Origin of the sequence: Streptococcus sp. K0074 (assembly GCF_048843365.1) — a bacterium.
Classification (GTDB): domain Bacteria; phylum Bacillota; class Bacilli; order Lactobacillales; family Streptococcaceae; genus Streptococcus; species Streptococcus mitis_BM.
This window is the reverse complement of sequence record NZ_CP184836.1, coordinates 1,102,452-1,128,905: the sequence shown is the minus strand read 5'-3', so window position 1 is coordinate 1,128,905 and position 26,454 is coordinate 1,102,452. Positions and strand designations below refer to the sequence as shown.

The following is a 26,454-nucleotide window of genomic DNA, read 5'->3' as shown; positions in this document are numbered from 1 at the left end:
ATTCAAAAGGAGTTTTTTATGACTTATCCCAATCTCTTGGACCGCTTCTTAACCTACGTTAAGGTCAACACACGCTCTGATGAACACTCTACTACTACTCCAAGTACACAGAGTCAGGTTGACTTCGCAACCAATGTTCTTATCCCTGAAATGAAACGTGTTGGACTGCAAAACGTCTACTACCTTCCAAATGGTTTTGCAATTGGGACCTTGCCAGCCAACGATCCATCTTTAACACGTAAGATTGGATTTATATCTCACATGGATACTGCTGATTTTAATGCCGAAGGAGTCAATCCTCAGGTGATTGAAAACTACGATGGTAGTGTGATTGAACTTGGAAATTCTGGTTTCAAACTCGATCCAGCTGACTTTAAGAGTCTTGAAAAATATCCAGGACAAACGCTCATCACAACAGATGGAACAACCTTGCTAGGAGCTGATGACAAGTCAGGCATTGCTGAAATTATGACAGCTATTGAATATCTAACTGCTCATCCTGAAATCAAGCACTGTGAGATTCGTGTTGGCTTTGGTCCAGATGAAGAAATTGGTGTTGGTGCTAATAAATTTGATGCAGAAGATTTCGATGTAGATTTTGCCTACACTGTTGATGGTGGTCCACTAGGTGAACTTCAGTACGAGACCTTCTCAGCAGCTGGTGCTGAATTGAATTTCCAAGGACGTAATGTCCACCCTGGTACTGCCAAAGGTCAGATGGTCAACGCTCTTCAGCTAGCAATTGATTTTCATAATCAACTTCCAGAGAATGACCGACCTGAGTTCACTGAAGGTTACCAAGGTTTCTATCATCTTATGGATGTGACTGGTAGTGTCGAGGAGGCGCGTGCAAGCTACATCATTCGCGATTTTGAAAAAGATGCCTTTGAAGCGCGTAAAGCAACTATGCAGTCTATCGCTAATAAGATGAATCAAGAACTTGGTAGCGACCGTGTCACCCTAAACTTAACAGATCAGTACTACAATATGAAAGAAGTCATTGAAAAAGATATGACTCCAATTACCATTGCTAAAGCCGTTATGGAAGATCTGGGAATCACTCCTATTATCGAACCAATCCGTGGAGGGACAGACGGCTCTAAGATTTCCTTTATGGGAATCCCAACACCTAATATTTTTGCTGGTGGCGAGAATATGCACGGACGTTTTGAATACGTTAGCCTTCAGACTATGGAACGTGCAGTTGATACAATCATTGGTATCGTAGCTTATAAAGACTAAAAATAGGCTGGGCAAAAACTCAATTTCAAGAGAAAATGAAGTAAATCTTCACACAATAAAACGCATAGTATCAAGTTTTTTTGTACTGATACTGTGCGTTTTTTGATTATTAATGCGAATTATTTAGTAGCACTTCTCTTTATTGATGAACTGCTTGAGCCGCTGTGATGAGGGTCAACTTGTAAACATCATCTGCATTACATCCACGAGAAAGGTCGTTAACTGGTTTGTTCAAACCTTGCAAAACAGGTCCTACAGCTGCAAAACCACCAAGACGTTCAGCCATCTTGTATCCGATATTTCCTGCCTCGATACCTGGGAAGATGAAGACATTTGCTTGACCAGCTACTGTACTTCCCGGAGCTTTAAGAGCTGCAGTTTCGGGAACAAAGGCTGCATCAAATTGCAACTCACCATCGATTTCAAGATCAGGACGCAAGTCGTGAGCAATTTTAGTGGCTTCTACAACCTTATCGACGCTTTCACCAAATCCTGAACCTTTAGTAGAATAGCTCAGCATAGCAATTTTAGGCTCGATGCCAAACATCTTAGCTGTGATTGCTGAGTTGATGGCAATTTCAGCCAATGCTTCTGCATCTGGATTGATGTTGATGGCACAGTCTCCAAACAGGTAACGTTCCGTACCACGAACCATGAGGAAGGCACCTGAAGTACGCGTTACATTTGGGCGAGTTTTAATGATTTGTAGGGCTGGACGAACTGTTGAAGCAGTTGAGTGAATAGCTCCAGATACCATTCCATCAACCAAGCCCAAGTAAACCAGCATAACACCAAAGTAATTGACATCTTCAACCAAAACCTTGCGTGCATCTTCTTCAGACATTTTGCCCTTGCGACGCTCTACCAAGGCAGCAACCATTTCTTCAAATTGAGGATAATGTTGAGGGTCAATGACTTCATAACCATCCATGATCCCTTCAATTTCAAGATAGATTTTAATTTTTTCAGGATTTCCAAGCAAAACAGGAATCACTTCTGTTTCTTTTACCAAGCGTTTAGTCGCTTGAAGAATACGTGGCTCTTCCCCTTCAGGGAGAACGATACGAGCATTTTTACCAACAAGGTTGGCTTTTAGACTTTCAAAAACTTCCATGAGTTTTCTCCTTTTAGATAATAATTATACTCTGAATCGGTTTTTATAGAGTATTAGTTGATAACTGGGTAATAAGGTTGCTAAAATCATCCGGCAAGGGACTTTCTAACTGCAAGTCTTGCTCTAAAAATGGATGATAAAAGGATAGGTAATGGCAATGTAGGGCCTGACGTTGGATGCCGTCGTCCAGACTACCACCGTACAAGTCATCTCCTAACAAAGGAAAACCAATATGAGAAAAGTGGACTCGGATTTGGTGGGTTCGACCAGTATGCAATCGAATGTCGACCAAGTGAATATTCCCATAAGAAGCGACAATCTTGTAGGAAGTATGGGCGTACTTCCCACCTTTAGCCACTCGTCTAGTAATAATAGAGTCTTCATCACGCGCAATCGGAGCAATAATCTCTCCTTCAGGCTCTAAATATCCATCTCCTTTAACCAAAGCAAAATAGCGCTTCTCGATAGACTTCTTCTGCAACTGCTTGTCTAATCGTGCATGGGCATAACCGTGCTTGGCAAAGAGCATCAAGCCAGAAGTATCTCTATCAAGCCTGGTCACAATGTGAACCTGCTGATTTTCATAATTTTGCTTAACGTAGTAACCCTTGATAAAGTTTGCAATGGTATTGGAGTGATTGACACTAGGAATAGAAGCCACTCCATAGGGTTTATTTAAGACTAGAAAATGGTCATCCTCATAGAGAATATCCAGAGGGCGCTCAATAACTTCCAGAGTTTCAAAGCCTTCCTCGGCGGGAATATCGATGATAACTCGGTCTCCAATATCCAATAGATAAGTTGCATTTTGAGGTTGGTCATTGACCAGAATAGCTCCGCCTCGAAACTTAATCTTGGCCAGAAGTCCCTTAGAAACCTCGTGCTTTTTTAAGAAGGTCTTAACCTTGACATGTTCATCTGCGATAAATTCAAACCTCATTCATCCACCTCGCCGATGAAAGCATCCTTAACACGGTTCCAGAAACTAGTATGGCTAGGTGATGCGACAAAGTGAATCTTATGATGGTCGATTTGATACTCGATTCGCTCAATATTTCGGAAGGAATACACGCTATTGTCAACCGAAATGGTATGGTAATCGTTTCTCGTTGGAATGAGTTCAATCTTATCCTTCTTAGGAACAATAATGGAAGAGCCCAACGTTCTATAAACACGATTATTAAGGCTGGCAATTTCCGTCAACTGAAGAGCTTCAATGGTAGGGTGTAAAACAGCCCCGCCAAGTGATTTGTTATAGGCTGTACTACCAGTCGGAGTCGAAACTGTTAGCCCGTCTCCACGAAAACGCTCAAAGGGAACACCATTGATTACAATATCTGCTACCATGGTTCGATCAGACCTGCGGATACTAGCTTCATTTAGTGCTCTGAAAATCTTAACTTCACCATTTCCAAGAAAGACCTTCACATTCAGAACAGGGTATGATACCTTTGCCCCAGTATCTAGTTGCAAATTAGTCACTAGCTTGTCCAACTCAAAATCACGGTAGTCCGTATAGAAGCCCAAATGTCCAGTATGAACACCGATAAAGCGGACCTTATCAAGTTGATTTTCATACTTATGAAAAGCCGACAAGAGCATGCCATCCCCACCTATGGAGATGACAATATCCGGATTGGTATCATTGAGTATAAACTGATTTCTCTTCAAACGATCTCGCAATTCATACAAAACCCTTTGACTCTGCGGTTTTCTATTAGCTATCAGATCAATTCGTTTACCTGTATTCTTCATCTGTATCGTCACTGTTTCCTACACCGTCATTTAATTTTCTACTCAAAGGATCAAAAAGAGCCTGGGCTTCCTGGATATCATCTCGAATTTTACCCATTTCTTCATCCAACTGATGAGCAATCTTGGCTGTAATTTCCAGTCGCTTCTTTATCTCCTCTGGGAAATCCCCTTGGTACTTGTAGTTGAGAGAATGTTCTATCGTTGCCCAGAAATTCATGGCCAAGGTACGTATTTGAATTTCCGCCAAAATGGTCTTGGCACCATTGACAGTATCAACCGTATATTCTACTACCACGTGATAGGAACGGTAGCCTGATGCTTTTCGATGAGTAATGTAATCTCGCTCCTGTATAATTCGCATGTCCTGACGCTTGTGCAAAATTTCCACTACTTCCTTGACGTCATCTACAAACTGGACCATCACACGCAAACCAGCAATATCCTGCAAATCGTGTTCCAAGGTTGCATAAGTAATGCCACGACGAGCCATTTTTTCCTTGATACTTTCAATCGGCTTGACTCTACCAGTCACAAACTCAATCGGAGAATGCTTATTCTGCTTACGATATTGCTTACGAATACCACGTAGTTTAATCTTTAACTCACCAACAGCTTGAATGTAAGGATCTAGAAATTCTTCCCATTCTATGGTCATATATTCTCCCTTGTTCTCATATTATCCTTCAAAAATATCTTTGATTTTTTCTCCAGATTCATATACAATAAATACAAAGCTATTATACCATAAATCCGCTTTCAACGATAAAGAAAAGGTAAGAAAATTGAAACATTTAGAAATTGAATTGAAAACATTATTGAAAAAAGATGAATATGATCGTCTAAAAGAGCAGTTCACAGACGTCACTCCTGTTCTTCAAAAAAATTACTACATCGACACACCTGATTTTGAACTGCGAGAAAAAAAAGTTGCTTTGCGCATTCGAACCTTTGAAGACTGGGCAGAATTGACACTCAAAGTCCCTCAAAGTGTTGGAAACATGGAATACAATCAAAAATTGCAACTAAAAGACGCTGAAAACTATCTGATCAAGGAAGAACTTCCTCAGGGACTGATTCTTGATGAATTGGCGAAACATGATATTAAAACTAGTGAATGGCAGATTCTTGGTTGTCTAACAACACTTCGCTATGAAATGCAAACAGCTATTGGTCTCATGGCGCTGGATGAAAGTCAGTACTTTGATATTACAGATTACGAATTAGAGCTTGAAGTTGAGAATCACGAGCAAGGGAAACAAGATTTCCAGCAATTTTTAGAGGAAAATCAGATTTCCTACCAAAAAGCCCCTTCAAAATTGGTTCGATTTGTCAAAAGCATGAAAAATAGCTGAAATAATCTTCATTTTTTGGTAAAATAGAAAAGATAAAAATACACAAATCCCAGTTCATATAGGCAAGACATATATAACTAGGATTTATAAAGTTTACAGAGGACGGTCTATAATGTCAGATAGAAAAAACATGAAACTTTTCGCACTCAACTCTAACCAAGAGATTGCACAGAAAATTGCACAAGCTGTTGGTGTACCGCTTGGAAAACTATCATCACGTCAATTTTCAGACGGAGAAATCCAAGTAAATATCGAAGAAAGTGTCCGTGGTTATGATGTTTACATCATCCAGTCTACAAGTTTCCCTGTTAACAACCACCTAATGGAATTGTTGATCATGGTTGACGCTTGTGTGCGCGCAAGTGCCCACAGTATCAATGTTGTCCTTCCATATTTTGGCTATGCACGTCAAGACCGCATTGCTTCACCACGTGAGCCACTTACAGCAAAACTAGTTGCTAATATGCTAGTTAAGGCTGGTGTTGACCGTGTCCTTACCCTTGATTTGCATGCTGTTCAGGTGCAAGGCTTCTTTGATATTCCTGTTGACAACCTCTATACAGTTCCTCTATTTGCAAAACATTATTGCGATAAGGGCCTACTTGGTTCAGATGTTGTTGTCGTTAGCCCTAAAAATTCAGGTGTGAAACGTGCTCGTAGCTTGGCTGAATATCTTGATGCTCCTATCGCCATTATCGATTACCCTCAAGACGATGCAACTCGTAACGAAGGTTATATTATTGGTGATGTTGAAGGTAAGAAAGCCATCTTGATTGACGATATTTTAAATACAGGACGTACCTTCTCTGAAGCTGCTAAAATCGTTGAACGTGAAGGGGCTACAGAAATTTATGCTGTTTCTAGCCACGGTCTCTTCGTCGAAGGAGCTGCTGAACTTCTTGACAATACTAATATTAAAGAAATTCTTGTGACTGATTCAGTAGCAACAAAAGAAAAAACTCCTAAAAACGTATGCTACATCACTGCTAGTGAGTTAATTGGTGATGCCATCGTCCGTATCCACGAAAGAAAACCAGTCAGCCCACTCTTTGCCTACAACAAAAAGAAATAAGGTGATCCTTTGATTTATTTGGACAATGCTGCAACGACTCCTATGTCAGCAGTTGCTATTTCAGCTATGACCAAGGTTATGCAAGAAACCCATGGCAATCCATCTAGTATTCATGGTCATGGTCGTCAAGCTGGCAAACTCTTGAGAGAAGCCCGTCAGGAACTAGCCCAGTTACTGGGGACAAAACCTCAACATATCTTTTTCACTTCTGGTGGGACTGAAGGCAATAATACTGCCATCATTGGCTACTGTCTTCGTCATCAAGAACAAGGAAAACACATCATCACAACTGCCATTGAGCATCATGCTGTCCTTGAAACGATTGATTACTTGGTTCAACACTTCGGTTTTGAAGTAACCATTATCCAGCCAGAAAATCAAGAAATCACCGCCCAGCAAATTCAAGAGGCCTTACGTGACGATACGATTTTGGTTTCTACCATGTTTGCTAATAATGAGACAGGAAACCTACTTCCCATTGCTGAAATTGGCCAAATACTCAAGCAACACCCAGCCGCCTATCATGTCGATGCAGTTCAGGCTATTGGTAAAATCCCTATACACCCAGAAGAATTGGGCATTGATTTTCTCACTGCTTCTGCCCATAAATTCCATGGTCCTAAGGGAATCGGCTTTCTCTACGCATCTAGCATGAACTTTGATTCCTATCTTCATGGCGGAGACCAAGAACAGAAAAAACGTGCAGGGACTGAAAATCTGGCTGCTATCGTAGGCATGGTTGCAGCTCTAAAAGAAGACCTAGAAAAACAAGAAGAACATTTTCAACATGTACAAAATCTAGAAACTGCCTTTCTGGCAGAGCTAGAGGGAATTCAGTATTACTTGAATATAGGAGACCATCATCTCCCTTATGTCCTCAATATTGGATTTCCTGGTCAGAAAAATGATCTCTTACTCCTTCGTCTAGATTTAGCTGGAATTTCAATCTCTACTGGCTCAGCCTGTACGGCAGGCATTGTCCAATCTAGTCATGTTCTCGAAGCCATGTACGGGGCAAATTCAGAACGCTTGAAGGAATCCGTTCGTATCAGTTTGTCGCCACAAAATACTGTCGAAGACCTACAAACCCTCGCAAAAACCTTAAAAGAAATTATCGGAGGTTAGCCATATGGCATTTGAAAAAACCATTCAGTTAAAAAATTGTCGTTACGACTACACTCTTAGCCCTTCTGTTAAAAAATTCACCCTTAAGGACAACACCTTTTTTGAGACTAAGGTTGGTAACTATGAATTGACTCGCCTTTTGGAAAAAGTGCCAAACAGCGGTGAAGGCTTCCAACTCAAAATCATTATTAACAAGGAACTTACAGGGGCTAAAATCAATATCACTGACAAGTTTGGCCTTCGTCTAGTTGATATTTTCAAATCAGAAGACCACCACATTCATCAGGAAAAATTCTACTTCCTCATGGATAGCTTGGTAGAACGTGGTGTCTTTACAAAATCAGAAAGATAGAGCCAAAATGTTTGAACTGATCTATAAGGATAACTATCATGTAGAGCGGACTCTCAAGTATGAAGATTATGAGGCTCTCATGCTGGCTTTGTCAGGATGTGTGACCCTACCAGATACACTTTATGTGACTTCTCTGACTTTTAAGGGCCAGAAAGTTTATCAGGGGCTGGTCGGAGACCTCTACCGTTTTCTATCACATGCAGATTTTTTACATCAAAACTAAGATTTTTCTTAGTTTTTTCTTATTTTTGTTGATTTTTTCACAATGTTTCTATAAAATAGAAGAATAGAAAGGTTGTGATTTTGTGAAAGATAAACAGTCTGCTATTCCAAAAGCTACAGCGAAAAGACTCTCTCTCTACTATCGAATTTTTAAGAGATTTCATGCAGAAAAGATTGAACGTGCCAACTCTAAGCAAATTGCAGAGGCTATCGGTATTGATTCAGCAACCGTACGTCGTGATTTTTCCTATTTTGGTGAACTTGGTCGTCGTGGCTTTGGCTATGATGTCAAAAAACTCATGACGTTTTTTGCCGATTTGCTCAATGATAACTCTATTACCAATGTCATGCTGGTTGGTATTGGAAATATGGGGCATGCCCTTCTCCACTACCGCTTCCACGAACGTAACAAGATGAAGATTATCATGGCCTTTGACCTAGATGACCATCCTGAAGTCGGTAGCCAAACCCCTGATGGGATTCCTATTTACGGAATTTCTCAAATCAAGGATAAAATCAAGGATGCCGATGTGAAGACTGCTATCCTGACCGTTCCCAGCGTTAAGTCACAAGAAGTTGCCAATCTCTTGGTTGATGCTGGCGTGAAAGGAATTCTTAGTTTTTCACCAGTCCATCTGCATTTACCAAAAGATGTGGTCGTTCAGTATGTCGATTTGACAAGTGAACTCCAAACCCTCCTCTATTTCATGCGAAAAGAGGATTAGAAAGCGAAAATCATTTTATGAAAAAACCAGTTATAGGGATTACAGGAAACGAAAAAACTCATCCAGATGATGACATCATGATGAGCTACGCAGCAAAAGGCTTTGTTGAAGGCGTTAAAGACGCTGGAGGGATTCCCATCATCCTACCGATTGGTAATCAAGAAATGGCCTGCCACTATATCAGTATGATTGACAAGCTCATCTTGACAGGTGGGCAAAATGTTGATCCAAAATTCTATGGTGAACCAAAAACCATTGATAGCGATGACTACCACCTTCAAAGAGATATCTTCGAACTGGCCCTCATCAAGGAAGCTATTAAACAGAAAAAGCCAATTTTTTCTGTCTGCCGTGGAACACAACTCTTTAACGTTGCCATGGGTGGAACTTTGTATCAAGATATCGAAGATCACTGGCAGGATTGTTCCGCCGAGTACACAACCCAACGCTTAGTGACAGAACCAAATACCGTTCTCCGAGAAATCTATGGAGAAATCTCCCATATCAACTCCTTCCACCATCAGAGTATTAAGGATTTAGCACCTAACTTAAAGATTGCAGCTCATGATCCTAAAGATGGTATCATTGAGGCTGTCATGAGTACGGATGATGTCGCCTTTCTCGGTGTCCAATGGCATCCAGAGTTTCTTTTTGAAAATCGTCCCAAAGATAAAAACCTCTTTGACTATGTCGTTAATGAACTTTAGATTAAATCTGTCTTTTCACGATAGCTAAAATAACTGGAGTGAGAGACAATCAAATGGTCCAAGAGGACAATTCCCATCAGGTCACAGGCTTCTTTAACAAGTTTAGTGACATGATCATCATTTCGGCTAGGGGCTACCGCTCCCGAAGGATGATTATGAACCAATATGAGTGAAGTCGCCATATGCTTGATAGCATAGTGAAGAATCTCACGTGGTTCAGCAATACTACGAGTTGCAGAACCGATAAAAATGGTCTGTTGATGGATGATTTGATTTTGAGTATTGAGATAGAGCGCCACCAGGTGCTCTTGTTTTTTGTCCCCCAATTCCTGCTGCATCTTCTTGGCCAACTTTTGGCTACTGAGAATACTTTCCATCTCAAAGGTCTCATGCTTGTGAATACGATGCCCCAGTTCAATCATTGCTTGTAATTCTATGGCCTTAACGCGCCCGATACCAGATAGGCTCTGCAATTCCTGCAGGGTCATTTTTTTCAAATCCGTTAGGCTTGAAAGATTGCTCAAGACTTTCTGGGCAATTTCAAAAACGCTAGTCTGACGTGTCCCTGTCCTGAGTAGAATAGCTAGCAACTCTTGGTTACTGAGCGCTTCAACTCCTTCTTTGGCCAGTCTTTCTCTTGGCAGCAGTGAATCTTCTTGGAATGAAATACTGTACATAAAAATCCTCCTCACTTTATTATTCGTGAGAAGGATGGAAAATTAGATTTTTTTCTCAATTGGGGCTACACTAGCTAAAAGTTTTTTCAAACCTACTTCTGGGAAATTGATTTTTAATTCCTGCGTAGCACCGCTACCTGAAACTTCCAGAACGGTTCCCTCTCCCCATTTCTTGTGGAGAGCAATGTCACCAATAGACCAATTTGCCTCACTAGACACGGATTTTGCGCCAGCTGTAAATTGACCAAATGGGAGACCGCTTGACTGGATAGTTTTTGGAGCAGCACTGCGTTTACGCTCTTGAAGGGCCTGGGCAAGACTCATACCTTGACCGAAGGCAAGGCCACCACTGCTATAAGATGCCTTAAAGCTTGTATTAGCTGGACGGGCCAATCCTTGATACTCAAGTAAGTCTGAACTGATTTCGTTAATAAAACGAGTCGGACGATTGTAGTTGGTACGACCAAAAAGCAGGCGTGAGTTGGCATTGGTCAGATAGAGAATTTTCTCTGCACGCGTAATTCCTACATAGGCCAGACGGCGTTCTTCTTCCAATTCATCTTGATCTTCAGCCGCACGGCTAAGCGGAAAGACATTTTCTTCCATCCCAATCAAAAAGACAACTGGAAACTCGAGACCTTTGGCAGCATGCAGGGTCATCAGGGTCACTTCTGATGTCTCCTGACTACCTGAATCTGTGTCGGCAATCAAGGCCAAGTCATTTAAGAAACGACTCAGTTTGTCCAGACCAATTTCTTCTTCTGGCCCATCAGAGGTGTCATCAAAGTTTTTCGTCACAGAAAGGAACTCTTCAATATTTTCAACCCGAGCCTTGCTTTCTAGAGTTGCTTGGGCATTAAGAATATCAACGTAACCTGTTTTTTCTAGAATAGCCTCAACCAACTCTGTAATAGTTAATTGGTCCAGTTGCTCCCGCAAATCCAGAATCATACTGGCAAAATCCCATATAGACTGGGCTACTTTACCCTTGATACCAGACAACATGATATTGGCTGAAGCATCCAACATAGACATATCTTGCATATTCGCAAAATCACGGATTTTCTCAACAGTGCCTGGCCCAATTCCACGTTTCGGTTCGTTGATAATACGCTCAAAACTGATATTGTCACTCAAATTGGCAATAAGATTGAGATAAGCGATAATATCTCGGATTTCCTTACGGCTGTAGAACTTGGTTCCGCCAACCATGGTATAAGGGATATTTGACTTGAGCAAGGCTTCCTCAATTGTACGGGACTGCGCATTAGTCCGATAGAGAACTGCAAAATCCTTGTGAAGGAAGTTTTGACAGCGACCTAGTTCATCAATTGTTCTGGCTACAAATACAGCCTCATCTAGCTCATCATTGGCACGATAGTAAACGATTTGCTCCCCATCAGCATTTTGAGTCCAGAGATTCTTAGGACGGCGATTTTTATTGTTTTTAATGACCTCGTTGGCCGCTTGGAGAATGGTTTTAGTTGAGCGGTAATTCTCCTCCAACAAAACAACCTTGGCTTGGGGATAATCCTTTTCGAAGTCCAAGATATTCTGCATATCAGCACCACGCCAACCGTAGATAGACTGGTCCGCATCCCCAACCACACAGATATTTTTAAAACGGGAAGCCAAGAGTTTGACCAATTGGTACTGGGCATGGTTGGTATCTTGGTACTCATCAACGTGGATGTATTGAAATTTCTGCTGGTAATAAGTCAAAACATCAGGATTTTGATCAAAAAGACGCAGGGTCAGCATAATCAAATCATCAAAGTCAACTGACTCCGACTGACGCAGTTCTTTTTGGTAAGCAGTGTAACACTGGGACACGATTTGCGTATACATATCGCCAGCTTGGGCAGCATAAGCTACATCATCAATCAGGTCATTCTTGGCATTGGAAATGGTCCCTAAGATGCTTCGTTCATTCCATTTTTTAGGATCCAAGTTCAACTGCTTGAGAATGCGTTTCATGAGCGTTCGCTGCTCCCCAGGATCTACAATAGTGAAATTGCGGTTGTAGCCAATATGATCCGCATCACGACGCAAAATACGCACACACATAGAGTGGAAGGTCGCAATCAGACAGTCCTGGGTTGCTGGATTAAGGTTATAAGCACGCTCCTTCATCTCACGCGCAGCCTTGTTGGTAAAGGTAATAGCCAAGATATTCCAAGGATTGACCAGCTTTTCATCAATCAAATAAGCGATACGGTGGGTCAAAACACGAGTCTTTCCAGAACCAGCCCCTGCCATGATTAACAAGGGACCTTCTGTCGTTTGCACCGCCTCAGCCTGACGGTCATTCATTCCATTTAATAATGCGTTCATCTTCTCTTCCTTACTCTTGAAGTCAATATTTCTATTATATCAGAATTCAGGGAAAATATCTTTACCTAGACTGGTTACGTGTAGAAGGCAACTTCTTATATCTAGATAAAAAATGAGCTTGGATAGTATTTCCAAACTCATTTGAATTCAATTAAACTATTAGAACAAACCTAGAACGGTTCCATCGCTTTCAACATCCATGTTGAGGGCTGCTGGTCGTTTTGGAAGTCCTGGCATGGTCATGACATCACCAGTTAAGGCAACGATAAAGCCTGCACCTAATTTTGGTACCAATTCACGAATGGTAATTTCAAAGTTTTCAGGTGCTCCAAGTGCATTTGGATTGTCAGAGAAACTGTACTGAGTTTTAGCCATACAGATTGGTAATTTGTCCCATCCGTTTTGAACGATTTGAGCGATTTGTGTTTGAGCTTTCTTCTCAAAGTTCACTTTGCTACCACGGTAGATTTCAGTAACAATCTTTTCAATCTTTTCTTGAACAGAAAGATCATTGTCATACAAACGTTTGTAATTAGCTGGGGTTTCAGCGATAGTCTTGACAAGAGTTTCAGCAAGAGCTACTCCACCTTCTGCACCATCAGCCCAGACACTAGCCAATTCAACTGGTACATCGATTGAGGCACAAAGTTCTTTCAAGGCTGCAATTTCAGCTTCTGTATCAGATACAAATTCGTTAATAGCTACGACTGCAGGTACTCCAAATTTACGGATATTTTCAACGTGGCGTTTCAAGTTAGCAAAACCTGCACGCACTGCTTCTACATTTTCCTCTGTAAGAGTGTCTTTAGCCACGCCACCATTCATCTTAAGGGCACGAAGGGTTGCGACAATGACAACTGCATCTGGTGAAGTTGGCAAGTTTGGTGTCTTGATATCAAGGAATTTCTCAGCACCAAGGTCTGCACCAAAACCAGCTTCAGTAACTGTGTAATCAGCCAAGTGAAGGGATGTGCTTGTTGCCAAGACTGAATTACATCCATGAGCGATATTGGCAAATGGACCACCGTGTACAAAGGCAGGTGTACCATAAATTGTCTGAACCAAGTTTGGCTTAATAGCATCCTTCAAAATCAATGCTAAAGCACCTTCAACCTGCAAATCGCCTACAGAAACAGGTGTACGGTCGTAACGATAACCGATAACGATATTGGACAAACGGCGTTTCAAGTCCTCGATATCCGTAGCCAAGCAAAGAATTGCCATGATCTCTGAAGCAACTGTAATGTCAAAGCCATCCTCACGTGGAATACCATTTAGAGGCCCACCAAGCCCAACAGTCACATGGCGAAGTGCTCGGTCATTCAAATCCACAACACGTTTCCAAAGAATACGACGTTGGTCAATTCTCAACTCATTTCCTTGGTGCAAGTGGTTGTCAATCAAGGCAGAAAGCGCATTGTTGGCAGTCGTAATGGCATGCATGTCTCCAGTGAAGTGAAGGTTGATGTCTTCCATTGGCAGAACTTGAGCGTAACCACCACCAGCGGCACCACCCTTAATCCCCATTACTGGACCAAGAGATGGTTCGCGGATAGCAATCATCGTTTTCTTGCCAATTTTATTCAAGGCATCCGCCAGACCAATGGTAATGGTTGATTTTCCTTCACCTGCAGGTGTTGGGTTGATGGCAGTAACCAAGATCAATTTCCCAACTGGATTGCTCTCAACTGCACGAATTTTATCAAAGCTGAGCTTAGCTTTGTACTTTCCATACAACTCTAAATCGTCGTAAGAAATTCCAAGTTTCTCTACAACATCAACGATTGGTTTCAACTCAATACTCTGTGCGATTTCAATATCTGTTTTCATTCAAAACTCCTCTAACCTCTTATATGATAATTCATTATATCACAAAACAAGATTTTTAACATCCCAAAACTCTCTAAACGTTCGTAAATATCCCTGTTTTTAAGGTTTTTAGAGTCCTTTCTTAAATTTTATATGGCTTTATAGTTTGAAACTATAGTAAATCTTCGTTTTTACCAAAAATTTATCACTTTCATTTTACTTACCGTTTATTTTTGTGTACAATAGTGCTATGAAAATTTTAGTTACATCGGGCGGTACCAGTGAAGCTATCGATAGCGTCCGCTCTATCACTAACCATTCTACAGGTCACTTGGGGAAAATCATCACAGAAACTTTGCTTGCTGCAGGACATGAAGTTTGTTTAATTACTACAAAACGAGCTTTGAAGCCAGAATCCCATCCCAACCTAACTATTCGAGAAATTAACAATACAAACGACCTTCTCCTTGAAATGCAAGAACGTGTTCAGGATTATCAAGTCTTGATTCACTCAATGGCGGTATCCGACTACACTCCTGTTTATATGACAGGGCTGGAAGAAGTTCAGGCTAGCTCCAATCTAGAAGAATTTTTAAACAAGCAGAATCATCAAGCTAAGATTTCTTCAACTGATGAGGTTCAGGTTTTATTCCTTAAAAAGACACCCAAAATCATCTCTCTAGTCAAGGAATGGAATCCTACTATTCATCTGATTGGTTTCAAACTGCTAGTTGATATTTCCGAAGACCATCTGGTTGACATTGCTAGAAAAAGTCTTATCAAGAACAAAGCAGACTTAATCATAGCAAATGACCTAACTCAAATATCAGTAAATCAGCATCGTGCAATCTTTGTTGAGAAAGATCAGCTTCAAACAGTCCAGACTAAAGAAGAAATTGCAAAACTCCTCCTTGAAAAAATTCAAGCCTATCATTCATAGAAAGGAAAGCTATGGCAAACATTCTCTTAGCTGTAACGGGCTCAATCGCCTCTTACAAGTCGGCAGATTTAGTCAGTTCTCTAAAAAAACAAGGCCATCAAGTTACTGTTTTAATGACTCAGGCTGCTACAGAGTTTATTCAACCTTTGACACTACAGGTACTCTCACAGAATTCCGTCCACTTGGATGTCATGAAGGAACCCTATCCTAATCAGGTTAATCATATTGAACTTGGCAAAAAAGCAGATTTATTTATCGTGGCCCCTGCAACTGCTAACACTATTGCAAAACTAGCCCACGGCTTTGCGGACAACATGGTAACTTGTATGGCTCTAGCCTTGCCAAGTCATATTCCTAAACTAATAGCTCCTGCTATGAATACAAAAATGTATGACCATCCAGCAACTCAGGCTAATCTGAAAACATTAGAAAACTACGGCTATCAGCTGATCGCTCCTAAGGAATCCCTCCTAGCTTGTGGAGACCACGGACGAGGAGCTTTAACTGACCTCACAATTATTTTAGAAAGAATAAAGGAAACTCTCGATGAAAAAACGCTCTAATATTGCACCCATTGCTATCTTTTTTGCAACCATGCTCGTGATACACTTTCTGAGCTCGCTTATCTTTAACCTTTTTCCATTCCCAATCAAACCGACTATCGTTCATATTCCTGTCATTATTGCCAGCATTATTTACGGTCCACGAGTTGGAGTTACACTTGGATTTTTGATGGGGCTACTTAGCTTGACGGTTAACACGATTACCATTCTACCGACAAGTTACCTCTTCTCACCATTTGTACCAAACGGTAACATCTACTCAGCTATCATTGCCATCGTCCCACGTATTTTAATTGGTTTAACTCCTTATCTGGTCTATAAACTGATGAAAAACAAGACTGGTCTGATTCTAGCTGGTGCCCTGGGTTCACTTACCAACACAGTCTTTGTACTTGGTGGAATTTTCTACCTTTTTGGAAATGTCTTTGATGGTAATATCCAAAAACTCCTAGCAACTGTTATCTCAACGAATTCGATTGCTGAATTAGTTATTTCCGCAGTTCTAACCCTAGCCATTGTTCCAAGACTACAAACCTTGAAGAAATAAAAACAATCTCCACTTTCATACTTGAAGGTGGAGATTTCGCTCTGTATAGTTTTGATTTTTAGTGAAATGTTTACGAGTCTTTAATTAAAAAACGACCTATAAACCCAAGTAAATCCTTGCTTTATTGTCTTGTTTATAGTACTATACTAGTGTATATACAGTTAAAAAGGAGATTCTTATGAACACACGGAAAAAGACACAATTTATGACAATGACTGCCCTCTTAACGGCTATTGCAATTTTGATTCCAATTGTTATGCCTTTTAAAATTGTCATTCCTCCTGCTTCTTACACTTTGGGAAGCCACATCGCTATTTTTATCGCTATGTTCTTGTCGCCCTTGATGGCAATTTTTGTCATCATAGCCTCTAGTTTTGGATTTTTGATGGCTGGATATCCCATGGTTATCGTATTTCGAGCTTTTTCCCATATCTTTTTTGGGACTCTAGGAGCTCTTTACCTACAAAAATTCCCAGATACCCTAGATAAACCAAAAGCTTCCTGGATTTTCAACTTTGTGTTAGCTCTTGTCCATGCCCTTGCTGAAGTATTAGCTTGTGTCGTTTTTTATGCAACTTCCGGTACCAATGTAGAAAATATGTTTTATGTTCTATTTGTACTAGTTGGATTTGGCACAATTATCCATAGTATGGTAGACTATACATTAGCACTAGCTGTCTATAAAGTGCTTCGAAAACGCCGTTAAAAAGGAAAAGCTATGACAAAAGATCGCAAACATGCTCTGCTCCAACTCTTGAAAGAAGCTCCTAAAGCCCTCAATGGCCAAAGTTTGGCGGAACATTTTCATGTCACACGTCAGGTCATTGTACAGGACATTGCAATTTTAAGAGCCGATGGCGCTCCTATCCTATCCACCAATCGTGGCTACATCTATAAGCAAATTGAAACCAATCCTTATGTTCACAAACTTTTCAAAGTGAAACATGAAGTTGAAGAAATCGGTCAAGAACTCCTTGCTATCGTAGATAATGGTGGACGTGTTCAAAATACCTTGATTGACCATCCCGTTTATGGAGAAATTGAAACCTTGCTAAAACTGTCTTGTCGCAGAGATGTGCAACATTTTCTAGAACAAGTCGAACATTCAGATTTTAGACCTCTGTCTGAATTGACAGATGGCATCCATTACCACCTAGTCGAAGCCGAAACACAACAAGACCTCCACTATATCGAGGAGGCCTTGGATCAGCTAGGTTATTTAGTAAAGGATTAGAAAATTTTCTTTTCCCAATCGTCTTCTGTACGGCGAGGGTAGAAAAATTCAGATTTGTCAGGAGCTTCCATCATCTCCATCAAAGGTAGCATATCATAGGCCAGATCCAAGTTTGGAATCTGGTCTTTTTGAATCCAATAGCTCAAATAGTAACAATGATATTTAAAAACTACATTGAATGAAAATTAACAACTACTTACTAAAAATATATCACCAGTTATGTTGATCAACATTATCCTTAGTCACAAGATAAATTGGAGAAACTGTTTCTTTTTCCAGCTTTTTCCCTTGATAATGATCGATTGCTGATTGAATAGCAATTTCACCCATCTTAGCTGGTTGCTGAGCAATAGTGGCAGTAATATCACCTTTTGCAATAGCATCATGTGCATCTGGTTGACCATCAATACCAACAATTAAAACATTGCTAAGACCAGCTGCTTTTACTGCTTGTGCAGCTCCTAACGCCATCTCATCATTCTGTGCAAAGATTGCTTGTACTTCTTTGTTTCCTTGAATCATATTTTGCGCTGTATTCAAAGCTTTTGCGCGATCAAAATTAGCGGATTGACTGGAAAGAACATCTAAATTTGTCTTTGAAATTTGTTCAAATCCTTTACCTCTATCTACAGTTGCAGAAGCGCCAGGGACTCCTGATAATTCAAAAGTTTTTGCTTTTTCTCCCAATTGCTTGGTAATAAATTCTGCAGCCATTTTACCTGCTTCTACGTTATCAGAAGCAACAGTTGTCAAGACTTCACCGCCATTACTACCGCGGTCAATTAAGATTACTGGAATATTTGCATTATTAGCAGCTTTAATAGATGTTACAATTGCATCAGAATCAACTGGATTAATTAGTAAAGCATCTACATTTTGACTAATAAAATTTTGAATATCATCTGCTTGTCTAGCAGCATCATCTTGTGCATCTGCTATCTTCAAAGTTACTTCTTTTTCTCTTGCGGCTTTTTCAAGACCATCTTTCATAGCTACAAAATAGGGATTGTTAGTAGTCGAAATAGAAACTCCTAATTTTAATTCTTTTGCCGACTTTTGAGTCGTAGATTTATTATCATTTGATGAATTTCCTAAACCAGTTTTTCCACAAGCTACTAAAGCAAAAATAAATGTTACAAACAAAGCAAAAATGCTAATTTTTTTAATATTTTTCATGTTATTACTCCTCGTAATATATATCTATAGGGATAGTTTCAATCCCGATTATTGTACGTCATCTAATAAATTGTTACTATTTCCAAAAAAATTGAAAATTATTCTACTGTTTTACAACTTTAAAACGATCAATCAGAACAGCAATTAAGATTACAACTCCTTTTACTACTTGTTGCCAAAATGCTGAAACACCAATAATATTAAGTCCATTATTCAAAACTCCAATAATTAAAGCACCTATTAGAGTCCCAAGTATACGACCTTTACCTCCAGATAAAGAGGTTCCTCCAAGAACAACAGCTGCAATAGCATCCATTTCATAACTAGCACCTGCTGTTGGTTGAGCAGAACTTAAGCGTGATGTTATAATTAATCCAGAAATTGAAGCCATAATACCTGATATTGAATAAATGATAATTTTCACTTTATTTAATTTCACACCTGATATATATGCTGCTTTTTCATTCCCCCCTATAGCATATACAGATTTACCAAATGCTGTTTTATGAAGTAAAACATATAAAACAATAAATACAATAAACATAATAATTACAGGAAATGGAATTCCGACTATATAACCTTGCCCCAAAAATTGAAATAAGAATGTATCACTTAATCCTTTTGTGATAGGATTCCCATTTGTATAAACAAGTGTTGCTCCCCTAAAAATAGTCATAGTCGCTAAAGTGACGATAAATGGAGCTAATTTCCCGTAGGAAATCAATAACCCATTCATCATACCTAGAATGCAACCCAAAATTAAAGAGATGAGAATTGCTAACGTAACAGGCATTCCAGATCCTAATAGGCCAGCGGTTAGCGCACTGGACAAGGCTAAAATTGATCCAACTGATAAATCAATTCCACCTGTTAGAATAACAAAGGTCATTCCAAAAGCGATCAGTGCATTTGATGTTACTTGCAATAGTAAATTTAACAGATTATTTGCTGTTAAAAAATTTGAATTGATAATAGTGATGACAGCCATTAAAATTATCAATGCTATTACTGTTGTCAATTCTGACATATACTTCATAGTATTTTTCACACTATTGTCCTCCTGTAGCTAGTTGCATAACTTTTTCTTGTGTAGCTTCTTGACGTGTTAATTCTCCACTAATTCTTCCTTCATGCATGACCATAATACGATCACTGACTCCGATCACTTCTGGTAAATCTGAAGATACCATAATAATCGGCACACCTCGTTCAGCCAATTCATTCATTAATTGGTAAATTTCACGCTTAGCACCAACATCTACCCCACGAGTTGGCTCATCTAGAATCAGTACTTTTGGAGCAATACCTATCCATTTTGCTAAAACTACTTTCTGTTGATTACCACCAGAAAGTGTTCCAACTTCCTTATCTGGATAACCTGATTTAATTCGTAGCCTATCTATTAAACGTTGTACAAATATATCACTTGTTTTATTATCGAAAATGCCATTTTTAACAAAATCACGAGTACTAGGTAAAGTCATATTATCTTTAATAGAAAAATCTAAAATCAATCCCTCATCTTTACGATCTTCTGTTAAGAAACCAATTCCATGCTTAATTGCTTCAAAAGGATTTTTAATTATCAGTTGTTCTTCGTTTATTATAATTTGACCAGATTTTAAAGAATCAATTCCAAAAATTGCTCGCATTATTTCAGTACGACCAGCACCCATCAAACCAGAAAAACCAAGAATTTCCCCTTGACGTACATAGAAAGAAATATCCGTAAAAGCATCACCAGAAAGATTCTTAGCTTGAAAAACAATATTCCCAATCTCAGCCTTTTTTTCTGGATAATAATCTTCTAATTCACGACCTACCATCTTCTGAACTAATTCATCCGCATTAGTTAAGTTCGTTTTCTTGGTATCAATTACAAACCCATCCCTCATAACAGTTATAAGATCTGTAATCTTAAAGATTTCTTCCATCCGATGTGAAATATACACAATACCTACACCATCAGATTTTAATCCTTCTATCACTTTAAAAAGTGTTTCAGTTTCACGATCAGTTAAAGCTGCTGTGGGTTCATCCATAATTAACAAGGAAACTTCTGATAATAGACATTTTGCTATTTCTATCATTTGTTGTTGTCCGACTGATAATTGACCAATGATTGCATCGAGAGGAATAGATATATTAAGACGTTTAAATGCTTCTTTAGCTTTCCTTTCCATACTAGCTTTATCTAGAAACCCAATCGAATTTTTAATTTCTCTTCCTAAAAAAAGATTATCAAGTACAGTCATATCTGGCCAAGTATTCATTTCTTGATGAATAAAACTCAGTCCAAACCGTTCTGCCTCTTGAGGATTAGAAAATGTTTTTTCTTTTCCATCAATAAAAATAGTTCCTGAAGTGGCTGGAAAAAGTCCAGTTAAAATATTCATTAAGGTTGATTTGCCTGCACCATTCTCTCCCATTAAAGCATGAACTTCTCCTGAATTAAGAACCAAATCAATACTTTCTAAAACACGATTATTCCCAAAAGATTTTGAAATGTTCTTCATTTCAATTTTCATAGGCAACCCCCTTCTAAATAATAACTCCTGATTGCAAGATTATATTCGAATATGGTGTATCTTCCCCAGTGCGAATAACTGCCTTAACTTTAGTATTCATAGCTTTCAATTCTTCATGACTAATATATTCAATAATTATATTCGATCCTAAAAGATCTAGAACTGCTTGCCACTGTTCTTTGTTTTTTTCCTTAATTTCTTCTGCTAAGAAAATTTTTTCAATAAGTACATGATCTGAATATTCTTTTAAAACTTCTAAAAAACTTGGACTGCCTTTTCTTAATGCTAAATCAATTTTATCAACACCTTTTGGAACTGGCAATCCTAAATCTCCGATACAAACCAAATCCATATGACCTAAATCATCAGCTAGTTTTGCTATATTACTATTTAAAATCCCATATTTCTTCATATCCTGAATGCTCCTTTATTTCTTTCAAACTCGGCATGCCTCCTTGCGCTCCAAACCTTTGAACAGAAAGATGTGAAGCAATCGTTGCAAAGGACAATGCAATATTCATCTCTTTTCCTTTTGAGATAGCATAAGCAAAAGCACCATTAAACGTATCTCCTGCTCCTGTAGTATCAACTACTTCTGCTTTTATAGCAGGAATCTTCTGAACTGCTGCCCCATCATAATAAATAGAACCTTCAACTCCTAATGTCACAATCATTTTATTAGGATAAATTTTAATAATTTCTTCTAATTTCTTATCTGGAAAAAGCTCTGAACATTCATGCTCATTAGGAGTAATAAAATCACAAAAAGGAATCATCTCTATATCCGTTTCTCTAGCTGGTGCAGGATTGTAAAGCACCTTAACTTTATTTTCTTGACAAAATTTAGCTATAGATAAGTTGGCTTCATGTGGTATTTCATTTTGTAATACAACAATACTTGCATCACTAATCAATTCCCACTCATTTTTCCAATCATTTGTTTTAACTAAATTATTCGCTCCGGGATAATAAATAATCCTATTATCACCTCCATATAAAGTAATTTGTGCAACTCCTGTAGATTGTGGTACCGTTCCCACATATGCTGTAGAAATATCATTATTTTGCAGATTACTTAATAAATCTGCTGAAAAAATATCTTCTCCTACGTTCCCAAATATGTAAATATTATCTTCAACACTGGATAATCTACCAATAGCTACAGCTTGATTTGCACCTTTTCCACCTGGAACTATATTAAATGAATCGCCAAAAATCGTTTCACCTCCTTCTGGAATCCTTTTTGTTCTCATAACTAAGTCCATTGAAATGCTTCCAACAACAACAATTTTACTCATTTCTTTCTCCTTAATGTATTTCTTTCTATGTACCTAACAGGGAGTTTAATTTTAGCTTCATCTATAGAGAACTTATTTGCCATATTATAGATTAGCTTTGCAGCCTGTTCTCCCATTTTATATGATGATTGGTGGATAGTTGATAAAGAAGGATAAATAAATTGACTAAGTACAATATCATCATAACCAATGATTTGAATATCATCTGGAATTTTTTTCCCAATTGCTAAAATTTCATGAATATAAGCTATCGCATGAATATCAGAAGGTGCTATAATACTATCAATATTTGGATTTCTTTTTAGATTCTCTTTAGCTTCTTTCTGAATTTTTTCAAAGTCAAACGTTTCACTTTCTTCAATACAAATTTCTAAATTTTTATTCCTCAAATAGTTTAAACTCGCTTCAAATCGTTCCACAATATTCTCAGCTTTATCATCTAAAACTTTGATGATCATAACCTGCTCAGCGCCAGCATTCCAAATTGCTTTAGCAGCCAAACGTCCACCCAACTGATTATCAGAAAAAACACCATAGCCTGTATCTTTACTAATCCGGTCAACCACAACAACAGGTAATGTTAGATTTGGAAATTCCTTTGTAAAGTCAAGTGTTGTTATAATACCAGCTGCATTTGTTTTTAACAAAAGGTTTATATATTCTTCTAACGAATCATGATCTGAAATAGTACCAACCATAATCCTATAACCTTTATCTTTCAAATATGATTCGGCTCCTCGAACCAATCTTGGGAAGAACGGATTAGAAATATCTGGCAATAAGAGTCCTACCATTTGATTTTTTTTAGTTTTTAAAGATTGTGCTAATACATTTGGTGTGTAATTTAATTTCTTGATAGCATTTTTTATCTTTTCTCTCGCATCATCTCCGACGTAGCCTTTTTTCGAAATATATCTTGAAACTGTTGACTTTGATACTCCAGCTTCTTCAGCAACCTGTTTTATTGTAGTCATCACTCCTCCTTTTTTATTGTGGAACCGTTCCCTTATTTATATAGTAAGCGTTTTCTTTTATTTTGTCAATACTTTTTTAGAAATATTTTAAATTTATTTCAGAGTACACATGTTTTTACTAATATCCTATTACTATTAGATACGAAACACAACAAGACCTCCACTATATTGAGGAGGCCTTGGATCAGCTAGGTTATTTAGTAAAAGACTAGAAGATTTTCTTCTCCCAATCATCTTCTGTACAGCGAGGGTAGAAAAACTCTGATTTGTCAGGAGCTTCCATCATCTCCATCAAGGGTAACATATCATAGGCCAGATCCAAGTTTGGAATCTGGTCTTTTTGCACCCAAGAAACTTCTCCTTCATCTGAAGAGCGAAGGCTACCAGAGAACTCAGTCGCCTTATAACAAATGACAATATAGCGCCCACCTGTATCTAGTGGCCAATTTTTAATGTCGACAAGTTGAGGATTTTGGATAGTCAATCCTGTTTCTTCGTAGATTTCACGAATGACAGACTCCGCAAAAGCCTCACCATTTTCAACATGACCTCCAGGAAAGGCATAACCAGACCAGCGATTTGTTTCAGGAGAGCGATACTGCATAACCACGCGCTGAGTTTCGGGGTCTTCAATCAGACAAATGTTTGTTAAAATTGTTAATTGGGAACGGGACATATTTTCTCCTTTAGATACTATTCTAATCCAACGCCTTGACTTCCAGCATCATATCACGTATCTGAGCTGCTAGTTCAAAGTCAAGCACTTCGACGGCTTCTTGCATTTGTTTTTCGAGTTTTTTGACGAGTTCTTTGCGTTCTTGTTTGTTGAGGCTATTGATATCGACTTCCTTATCCTCTTCTTTAACAACTGCCTTGGTCACGGCAATCAGGTCACGAATTTCTTTCTTGATGGTTTGTGGAACGATACCATGTTCTTCATTATAGGCCATCTGGATTTTCCGACGGCGAGCAGTTTCATCGATAGCACGTTGCATAGACTGGGTTACAGTGTCAGCATACATGATGACATGCCCTTCACTGTTACGAGCAGCACGACCAATGGTCTGGATGAGTCCACGCTCGTTACGAAGGAAACCTTCCTTGTCAGCATCGAGAATAGCTACTAGGCTCACTTCCGGAACGTCAATTCCTTCACGGAGCAGGTTGATTCCGACCAAGACATCAAAGACACCCAAGCGCAGGTCACGGATAATCTCTGTCCGCTCTAAAGTCTTGATATCTGAGTGCATGTACTTGACCTTGATGCCCATTTCCTTGAAGTAGTCGGTCAAGTCCTCTGCCATTTTCTTGGTCAAGGTTGTGATAAAGGTTCGCTCGTTCTTCTCAACACGGGCATTTATTTCACCTAAGAGGTCATCAATCTGTCCCATAGTCGGACGGACTTCCACCTCAGGATCCAAAAGCCCTGTCGGACGAATGATTTGCTCAATCACTGTCTCAGTCTGTTCATTTTCATAGTCACCAGGTGTCGCTGAAACGTAAACAATCTGATGCACATGGCTTTCAAATTCTTCACGACGGAGAGGACGATTGTCCAAGGCAGACGGCAAGCGGAAACCGTAATTTACTAACATTTCTTTACGCGAACGGTCTCCATTGTACATACCCTTGATCTGCCCCATGGTCATGTGGCTCTCGTCAATCATGATCAAGAAATCATCTGGGAAGAAATCTAAGAGCGTATAAGGAGGCTCACCTTCGCTACGCCCATCCATGTGGCGTGAATAGTTCTCAACCCCATTGGTATAGCCCATCTCACGCAGCATTTCGATATCATACTCTGTCCGTTGTTTCAAGCGCTGGGCTTCAAGCAATTTGCCTTCTTTCTCAAAGATAGCTAACTGCTCCTCCAACTCTGCTTGAATCTTAGCAATGGCAACTTCCATGTGGTCGTCATTGGTCACAAAGTGAGTAGCTGGGAAAATCGCCAAATGATCCACTTCTCCCAAGACCTGACCTGTCAAAGCTTCCACTTCACGAATACGATCAATTTCGTCTCCAAAAAATTCTACTCGAAAGGCATGCTCATCACGGGAAGCTGGGAAAATCTCCACCACATCCCCACGCACACGAAATCTTCCCCGTTGGAAATCAATATCATTACGTTCAAACTGGATGTCAACTAATTCATTCAAGAGTTTATCACGAGAAATTTCAAGACCTGGACGCAGACTCACAACACTGTCAGCGTATTCCTTGGGCGAACCCAAACCATAGATACAAGAGACAGAAGCCACGACGATAACATCGTTACGCTCAAGAAGGGCTGAAGTCGCTGAGTGGCGGAGCTTGTCAATCTCGTCATTGACAGAACTATCCTTCTCAATGTAGGTATCACTAGAAGGGACATAGGCCTCAGGTTGGTAATAATCATAGTAAGACACAAAGTACTCAACAGCATTCTCAGGGAAAAATTCCTTAAACTCCCCATAGAGCTGGCCTGCTAGAGTTTTATTGTGGGCGATGACCAGAGTAGGTTTATTGACTTTGGAAATAACCTGACTCATGGTATAGGTCTTCCCTGTTCCGGTCGCCCCCATCAGAATCTGAGCTTTTTCTCCACCCTCAATGTTATCAACCAACTGTTCGATAGCTTGTGGTTGATCTCCTGATGGTTGATATTTTGATACTAGTTTAAATTGATTGTCAGTAATGCGATTAATCATAAGAATCCTCTCTCCTTGTGC

General features: G+C 39.3%; 28 protein-coding genes and 2 pseudogenes. 14 read left to right on the top strand and 16 right to left on the bottom strand.

Translation table 11 applies throughout. The annotated features are described in order from the left end of the window. The first annotated feature begins 18 nt into the window (after window positions 1–18). Complete coding sequence (gene pepT, locus ACN076_RS05475) at window positions 19–1,242, top strand: peptidase T (RefSeq protein WP_420789564.1); 1,224 nt, start codon at window positions 19–21, stop codon at window positions 1,240–1,242. Window positions 1,243–1,381: 139 nt separating this feature from the next. Here pepT and pta read toward each other — a convergent pair whose 3' ends face one another. From pta to ACN076_RS05455, 4 genes are read right to left on the bottom strand one after another with little or no spacing between them, the layout of a single operon-like run. After that, entirely contained in the window at window positions 1,382–2,356 is a 975-nt protein-coding gene (pta, locus tag ACN076_RS05470) for a phosphate acetyltransferase (RefSeq protein ID WP_000451580.1), read from the bottom strand. A 43-nt stretch (window positions 2,357–2,399) separates the two neighbouring features. Then, window positions 2,400–3,296 (bottom strand): RluA family pseudouridine synthase, encoded by an 897-nt coding sequence (locus tag ACN076_RS05465; RefSeq protein ID WP_420789563.1) that lies wholly within the window; start codon window positions 3,294–3,296, stop codon window positions 2,400–2,402. Continuing rightward, the gene (locus ACN076_RS05460) at window positions 3,293–4,111 is read right to left on the bottom strand and encodes an NAD kinase (protein ID WP_000799054.1); all 819 of its coding nucleotides are present in this window, start codon (window positions 4,109–4,111) and stop codon (window positions 3,293–3,295) included. Before ACN076_RS05460 ends, ACN076_RS05465 begins: the two co-directional genes overlap by 4 nt. Then, window positions 4,095–4,766: a GTP pyrophosphokinase gene (locus tag ACN076_RS05455; RefSeq protein WP_261025296.1), complete on the bottom strand. Its 672-nt coding sequence runs from the start codon at window positions 4,764–4,766 to the stop codon at window positions 4,095–4,097. Before ACN076_RS05455 ends, ACN076_RS05460 begins: the two co-directional genes overlap by 17 nt. Window positions 4,767–4,893: 127 nt before the next feature. Between ACN076_RS05455 and ACN076_RS05450 the strand changes: the two genes are divergently transcribed. From ACN076_RS05450 to ACN076_RS05420, 7 genes are all read left to right on the top strand, one after another. Continuing rightward, complete coding sequence (locus ACN076_RS05450; protein WP_420789562.1) at window positions 4,894–5,463, top strand: CYTH domain-containing protein; 570 nt, start codon at window positions 4,894–4,896, stop codon at window positions 5,461–5,463. A 112-nt stretch (window positions 5,464–5,575) separates the two neighbouring features. Next, window positions 5,576–6,535 (top strand): ribose-phosphate diphosphokinase, encoded by a 960-nt coding sequence (locus ACN076_RS05445; RefSeq protein WP_001283823.1) that lies wholly within the window; start codon window positions 5,576–5,578, stop codon window positions 6,533–6,535. A gap of 9 nt (window positions 6,536–6,544) precedes the next feature. Then, window positions 6,545–7,660 carry a cysteine desulfurase family protein gene (locus ACN076_RS05440; protein ID WP_420789561.1) on the top strand — a complete coding sequence of 372 codons (1,116 nt, stop codon included), beginning with the start codon at window positions 6,545–6,547 and terminating at the stop codon, window positions 7,658–7,660. A 4-nt stretch (window positions 7,661–7,664) separates the two neighbouring features. Further along, window positions 7,665–8,012, top strand: coding sequence for a DUF1831 domain-containing protein (locus tag ACN076_RS05435; RefSeq protein WP_000863540.1), 348 nt, complete (start codon window positions 7,665–7,667; stop codon window positions 8,010–8,012). A gap of 7 nt (window positions 8,013–8,019) precedes the next feature. Then, a complete protein-coding gene (locus ACN076_RS05430; RefSeq protein WP_420789560.1) occupies window positions 8,020–8,235 on the top strand; it encodes a DUF4649 family protein in 216 nt (71 codons plus the stop codon). Between the two features lie 82 nt (window positions 8,236–8,317). Then, window positions 8,318–8,959: a redox-sensing transcriptional repressor Rex gene (locus tag ACN076_RS05425; RefSeq protein ID WP_000653414.1), complete on the top strand. Its 642-nt coding sequence runs from the start codon at window positions 8,318–8,320 to the stop codon at window positions 8,957–8,959. Window positions 8,960–8,976: 17 nt separating this feature from the next. Continuing rightward, window positions 8,977–9,666: a gamma-glutamyl-gamma-aminobutyrate hydrolase family protein gene (locus ACN076_RS05420; RefSeq protein WP_023944221.1), complete on the top strand. Its 690-nt coding sequence runs from the start codon at window positions 8,977–8,979 to the stop codon at window positions 9,664–9,666. On the opposite strand, the gene radC is transcribed toward ACN076_RS05420, so the two are convergent. From radC to ACN076_RS05405, 3 genes are all read right to left on the bottom strand, one after another. After that, window positions 9,663–10,343, bottom strand: a complete 681-nt coding sequence (gene radC, locus ACN076_RS05415) for a RadC family protein (protein ID WP_023944219.1) — start codon at window positions 10,341–10,343, stop codon at window positions 9,663–9,665. The genes ACN076_RS05420 and radC overlap by 4 nt on opposite strands. Before the next feature lie 42 nt (window positions 10,344–10,385). Further along, on the bottom strand, window positions 10,386–12,677 hold the full coding sequence (gene pcrA / locus ACN076_RS05410; protein WP_420789559.1) for a DNA helicase PcrA: 2,292 nt from the start codon (window positions 12,675–12,677) through the stop codon (window positions 10,386–10,388). Between the two features lie 159 nt (window positions 12,678–12,836). Further along, window positions 12,837–14,507 carry a formate--tetrahydrofolate ligase gene (locus tag ACN076_RS05405; protein ID WP_420789558.1) on the bottom strand — a complete coding sequence of 557 codons (1,671 nt, stop codon included), beginning with the start codon at window positions 14,505–14,507 and terminating at the stop codon, window positions 12,837–12,839. Between the two features lie 229 nt (window positions 14,508–14,736). Between ACN076_RS05405 and coaB the strand changes: the two genes are divergently transcribed. The 5 genes from coaB (at window position 14,737) to ACN076_RS05380 (ending at window position 17,770) form a co-directional block, all read left to right on the top strand. Then, window positions 14,737–15,426: a phosphopantothenate--cysteine ligase gene (gene coaB / locus ACN076_RS05400; RefSeq protein WP_261023803.1), complete on the top strand. Its 690-nt coding sequence runs from the start codon at window positions 14,737–14,739 to the stop codon at window positions 15,424–15,426. A gap of 11 nt (window positions 15,427–15,437) precedes the next feature. After that, window positions 15,438–15,989, top strand: a complete 552-nt coding sequence (coaC, locus tag ACN076_RS05395) for a phosphopantothenoylcysteine decarboxylase (RefSeq protein WP_261023804.1) — start codon at window positions 15,438–15,440, stop codon at window positions 15,987–15,989. Further along, entirely contained in the window at window positions 15,973–16,536 is a 564-nt protein-coding gene (locus tag ACN076_RS05390; protein WP_000747412.1) for an ECF transporter S component, read from the top strand. The genes coaC and ACN076_RS05390 overlap by 17 nt, the downstream gene beginning before the upstream one ends. A 178-nt stretch (window positions 16,537–16,714) precedes the next feature. Further along, window positions 16,715–17,242, top strand: coding sequence for an ECF transporter S component (locus tag ACN076_RS05385; protein WP_001097388.1), 528 nt, complete (start codon window positions 16,715–16,717; stop codon window positions 17,240–17,242). Between the two features lie 12 nt (window positions 17,243–17,254). Continuing rightward, window positions 17,255–17,770: a transcription repressor NadR gene (locus tag ACN076_RS05380; RefSeq protein ID WP_153192389.1), complete on the top strand. Its 516-nt coding sequence runs from the start codon at window positions 17,255–17,257 to the stop codon at window positions 17,768–17,770. On the opposite strand, the pseudogene ACN076_RS05375 reads toward ACN076_RS05380, so the two are convergent. The 7 genes and pseudogenes from ACN076_RS05375 to ACN076_RS05345 all read right to left on the bottom strand — a co-directional run. Then, window positions 17,767–17,907: pseudogene (locus ACN076_RS05375) on the bottom strand (NUDIX hydrolase); the annotation flags it as partial. The gene ACN076_RS05380 and the pseudogene ACN076_RS05375 sit on opposite strands and share 4 nt — an antisense overlap. A gap of 73 nt (window positions 17,908–17,980) precedes the next feature. Continuing rightward, entirely contained in the window at window positions 17,981–18,946 is a 966-nt protein-coding gene (locus ACN076_RS05370; protein WP_261023805.1) for a substrate-binding domain-containing protein, read from the bottom strand. A 103-nt stretch (window positions 18,947–19,049) separates the two neighbouring features. Further along, complete coding sequence (locus ACN076_RS05365) at window positions 19,050–19,994, bottom strand: ABC transporter permease subunit (protein ID WP_004248623.1); 945 nt, start codon at window positions 19,992–19,994, stop codon at window positions 19,050–19,052. A 1-nt stretch (window position 19,995) separates the two neighbouring features. Continuing rightward, window positions 19,996–21,474 (bottom strand): sugar ABC transporter ATP-binding protein, encoded by a 1,479-nt coding sequence (locus ACN076_RS05360; protein WP_112443746.1) that lies wholly within the window; start codon window positions 21,472–21,474, stop codon window positions 19,996–19,998. A 13-nt stretch (window positions 21,475–21,487) separates the two neighbouring features. After that, window positions 21,488–21,886, bottom strand: a complete 399-nt coding sequence (gene rbsD / locus ACN076_RS05355) for a D-ribose pyranase (protein WP_000759835.1) — start codon at window positions 21,884–21,886, stop codon at window positions 21,488–21,490. Continuing rightward, window positions 21,861–22,772 (bottom strand): ribokinase, encoded by a 912-nt coding sequence (rbsK, locus tag ACN076_RS05350; protein ID WP_153192391.1) that lies wholly within the window; start codon window positions 22,770–22,772, stop codon window positions 21,861–21,863. The genes rbsD and rbsK overlap by 26 nt, the downstream gene beginning before the upstream one ends. Continuing rightward, on the bottom strand, window positions 22,769–23,746 hold the full coding sequence (locus ACN076_RS05345) for a LacI family DNA-binding transcriptional regulator (protein ID WP_000207598.1): 978 nt from the start codon (window positions 23,744–23,746) through the stop codon (window positions 22,769–22,771). The genes rbsK and ACN076_RS05345 overlap by 4 nt, the downstream gene beginning before the upstream one ends. 134 nt (window positions 23,747–23,880) lie before the next feature. Between ACN076_RS05345 and ACN076_RS05340 the strand changes: the two are divergent. Next, a pseudogene (locus tag ACN076_RS05340) lies at window positions 23,881–23,958 on the top strand (DNA-binding transcriptional regulator); the annotation flags it as partial. Here ACN076_RS05340 and ACN076_RS05335 read toward each other — a convergent pair. Continuing rightward, window positions 23,955–24,422 carry an 8-oxo-dGTP diphosphatase gene (locus ACN076_RS05335; protein WP_420789555.1) on the bottom strand — a complete coding sequence of 156 codons (468 nt, stop codon included), beginning with the start codon at window positions 24,420–24,422 and terminating at the stop codon, window positions 23,955–23,957. The pseudogene ACN076_RS05340 and the gene ACN076_RS05335 sit on opposite strands and share 4 nt — an antisense overlap. A gap of 22 nt (window positions 24,423–24,444) precedes the next feature. Beyond that, on the bottom strand, window positions 24,445–26,433 hold the full coding sequence (gene uvrB, locus ACN076_RS05330; protein WP_420789554.1) for an excinuclease ABC subunit UvrB: 1,989 nt from the start codon (window positions 26,431–26,433) through the stop codon (window positions 24,445–24,447). Between the last annotated feature and the right edge of the window lie 21 nt (window positions 26,434–26,454).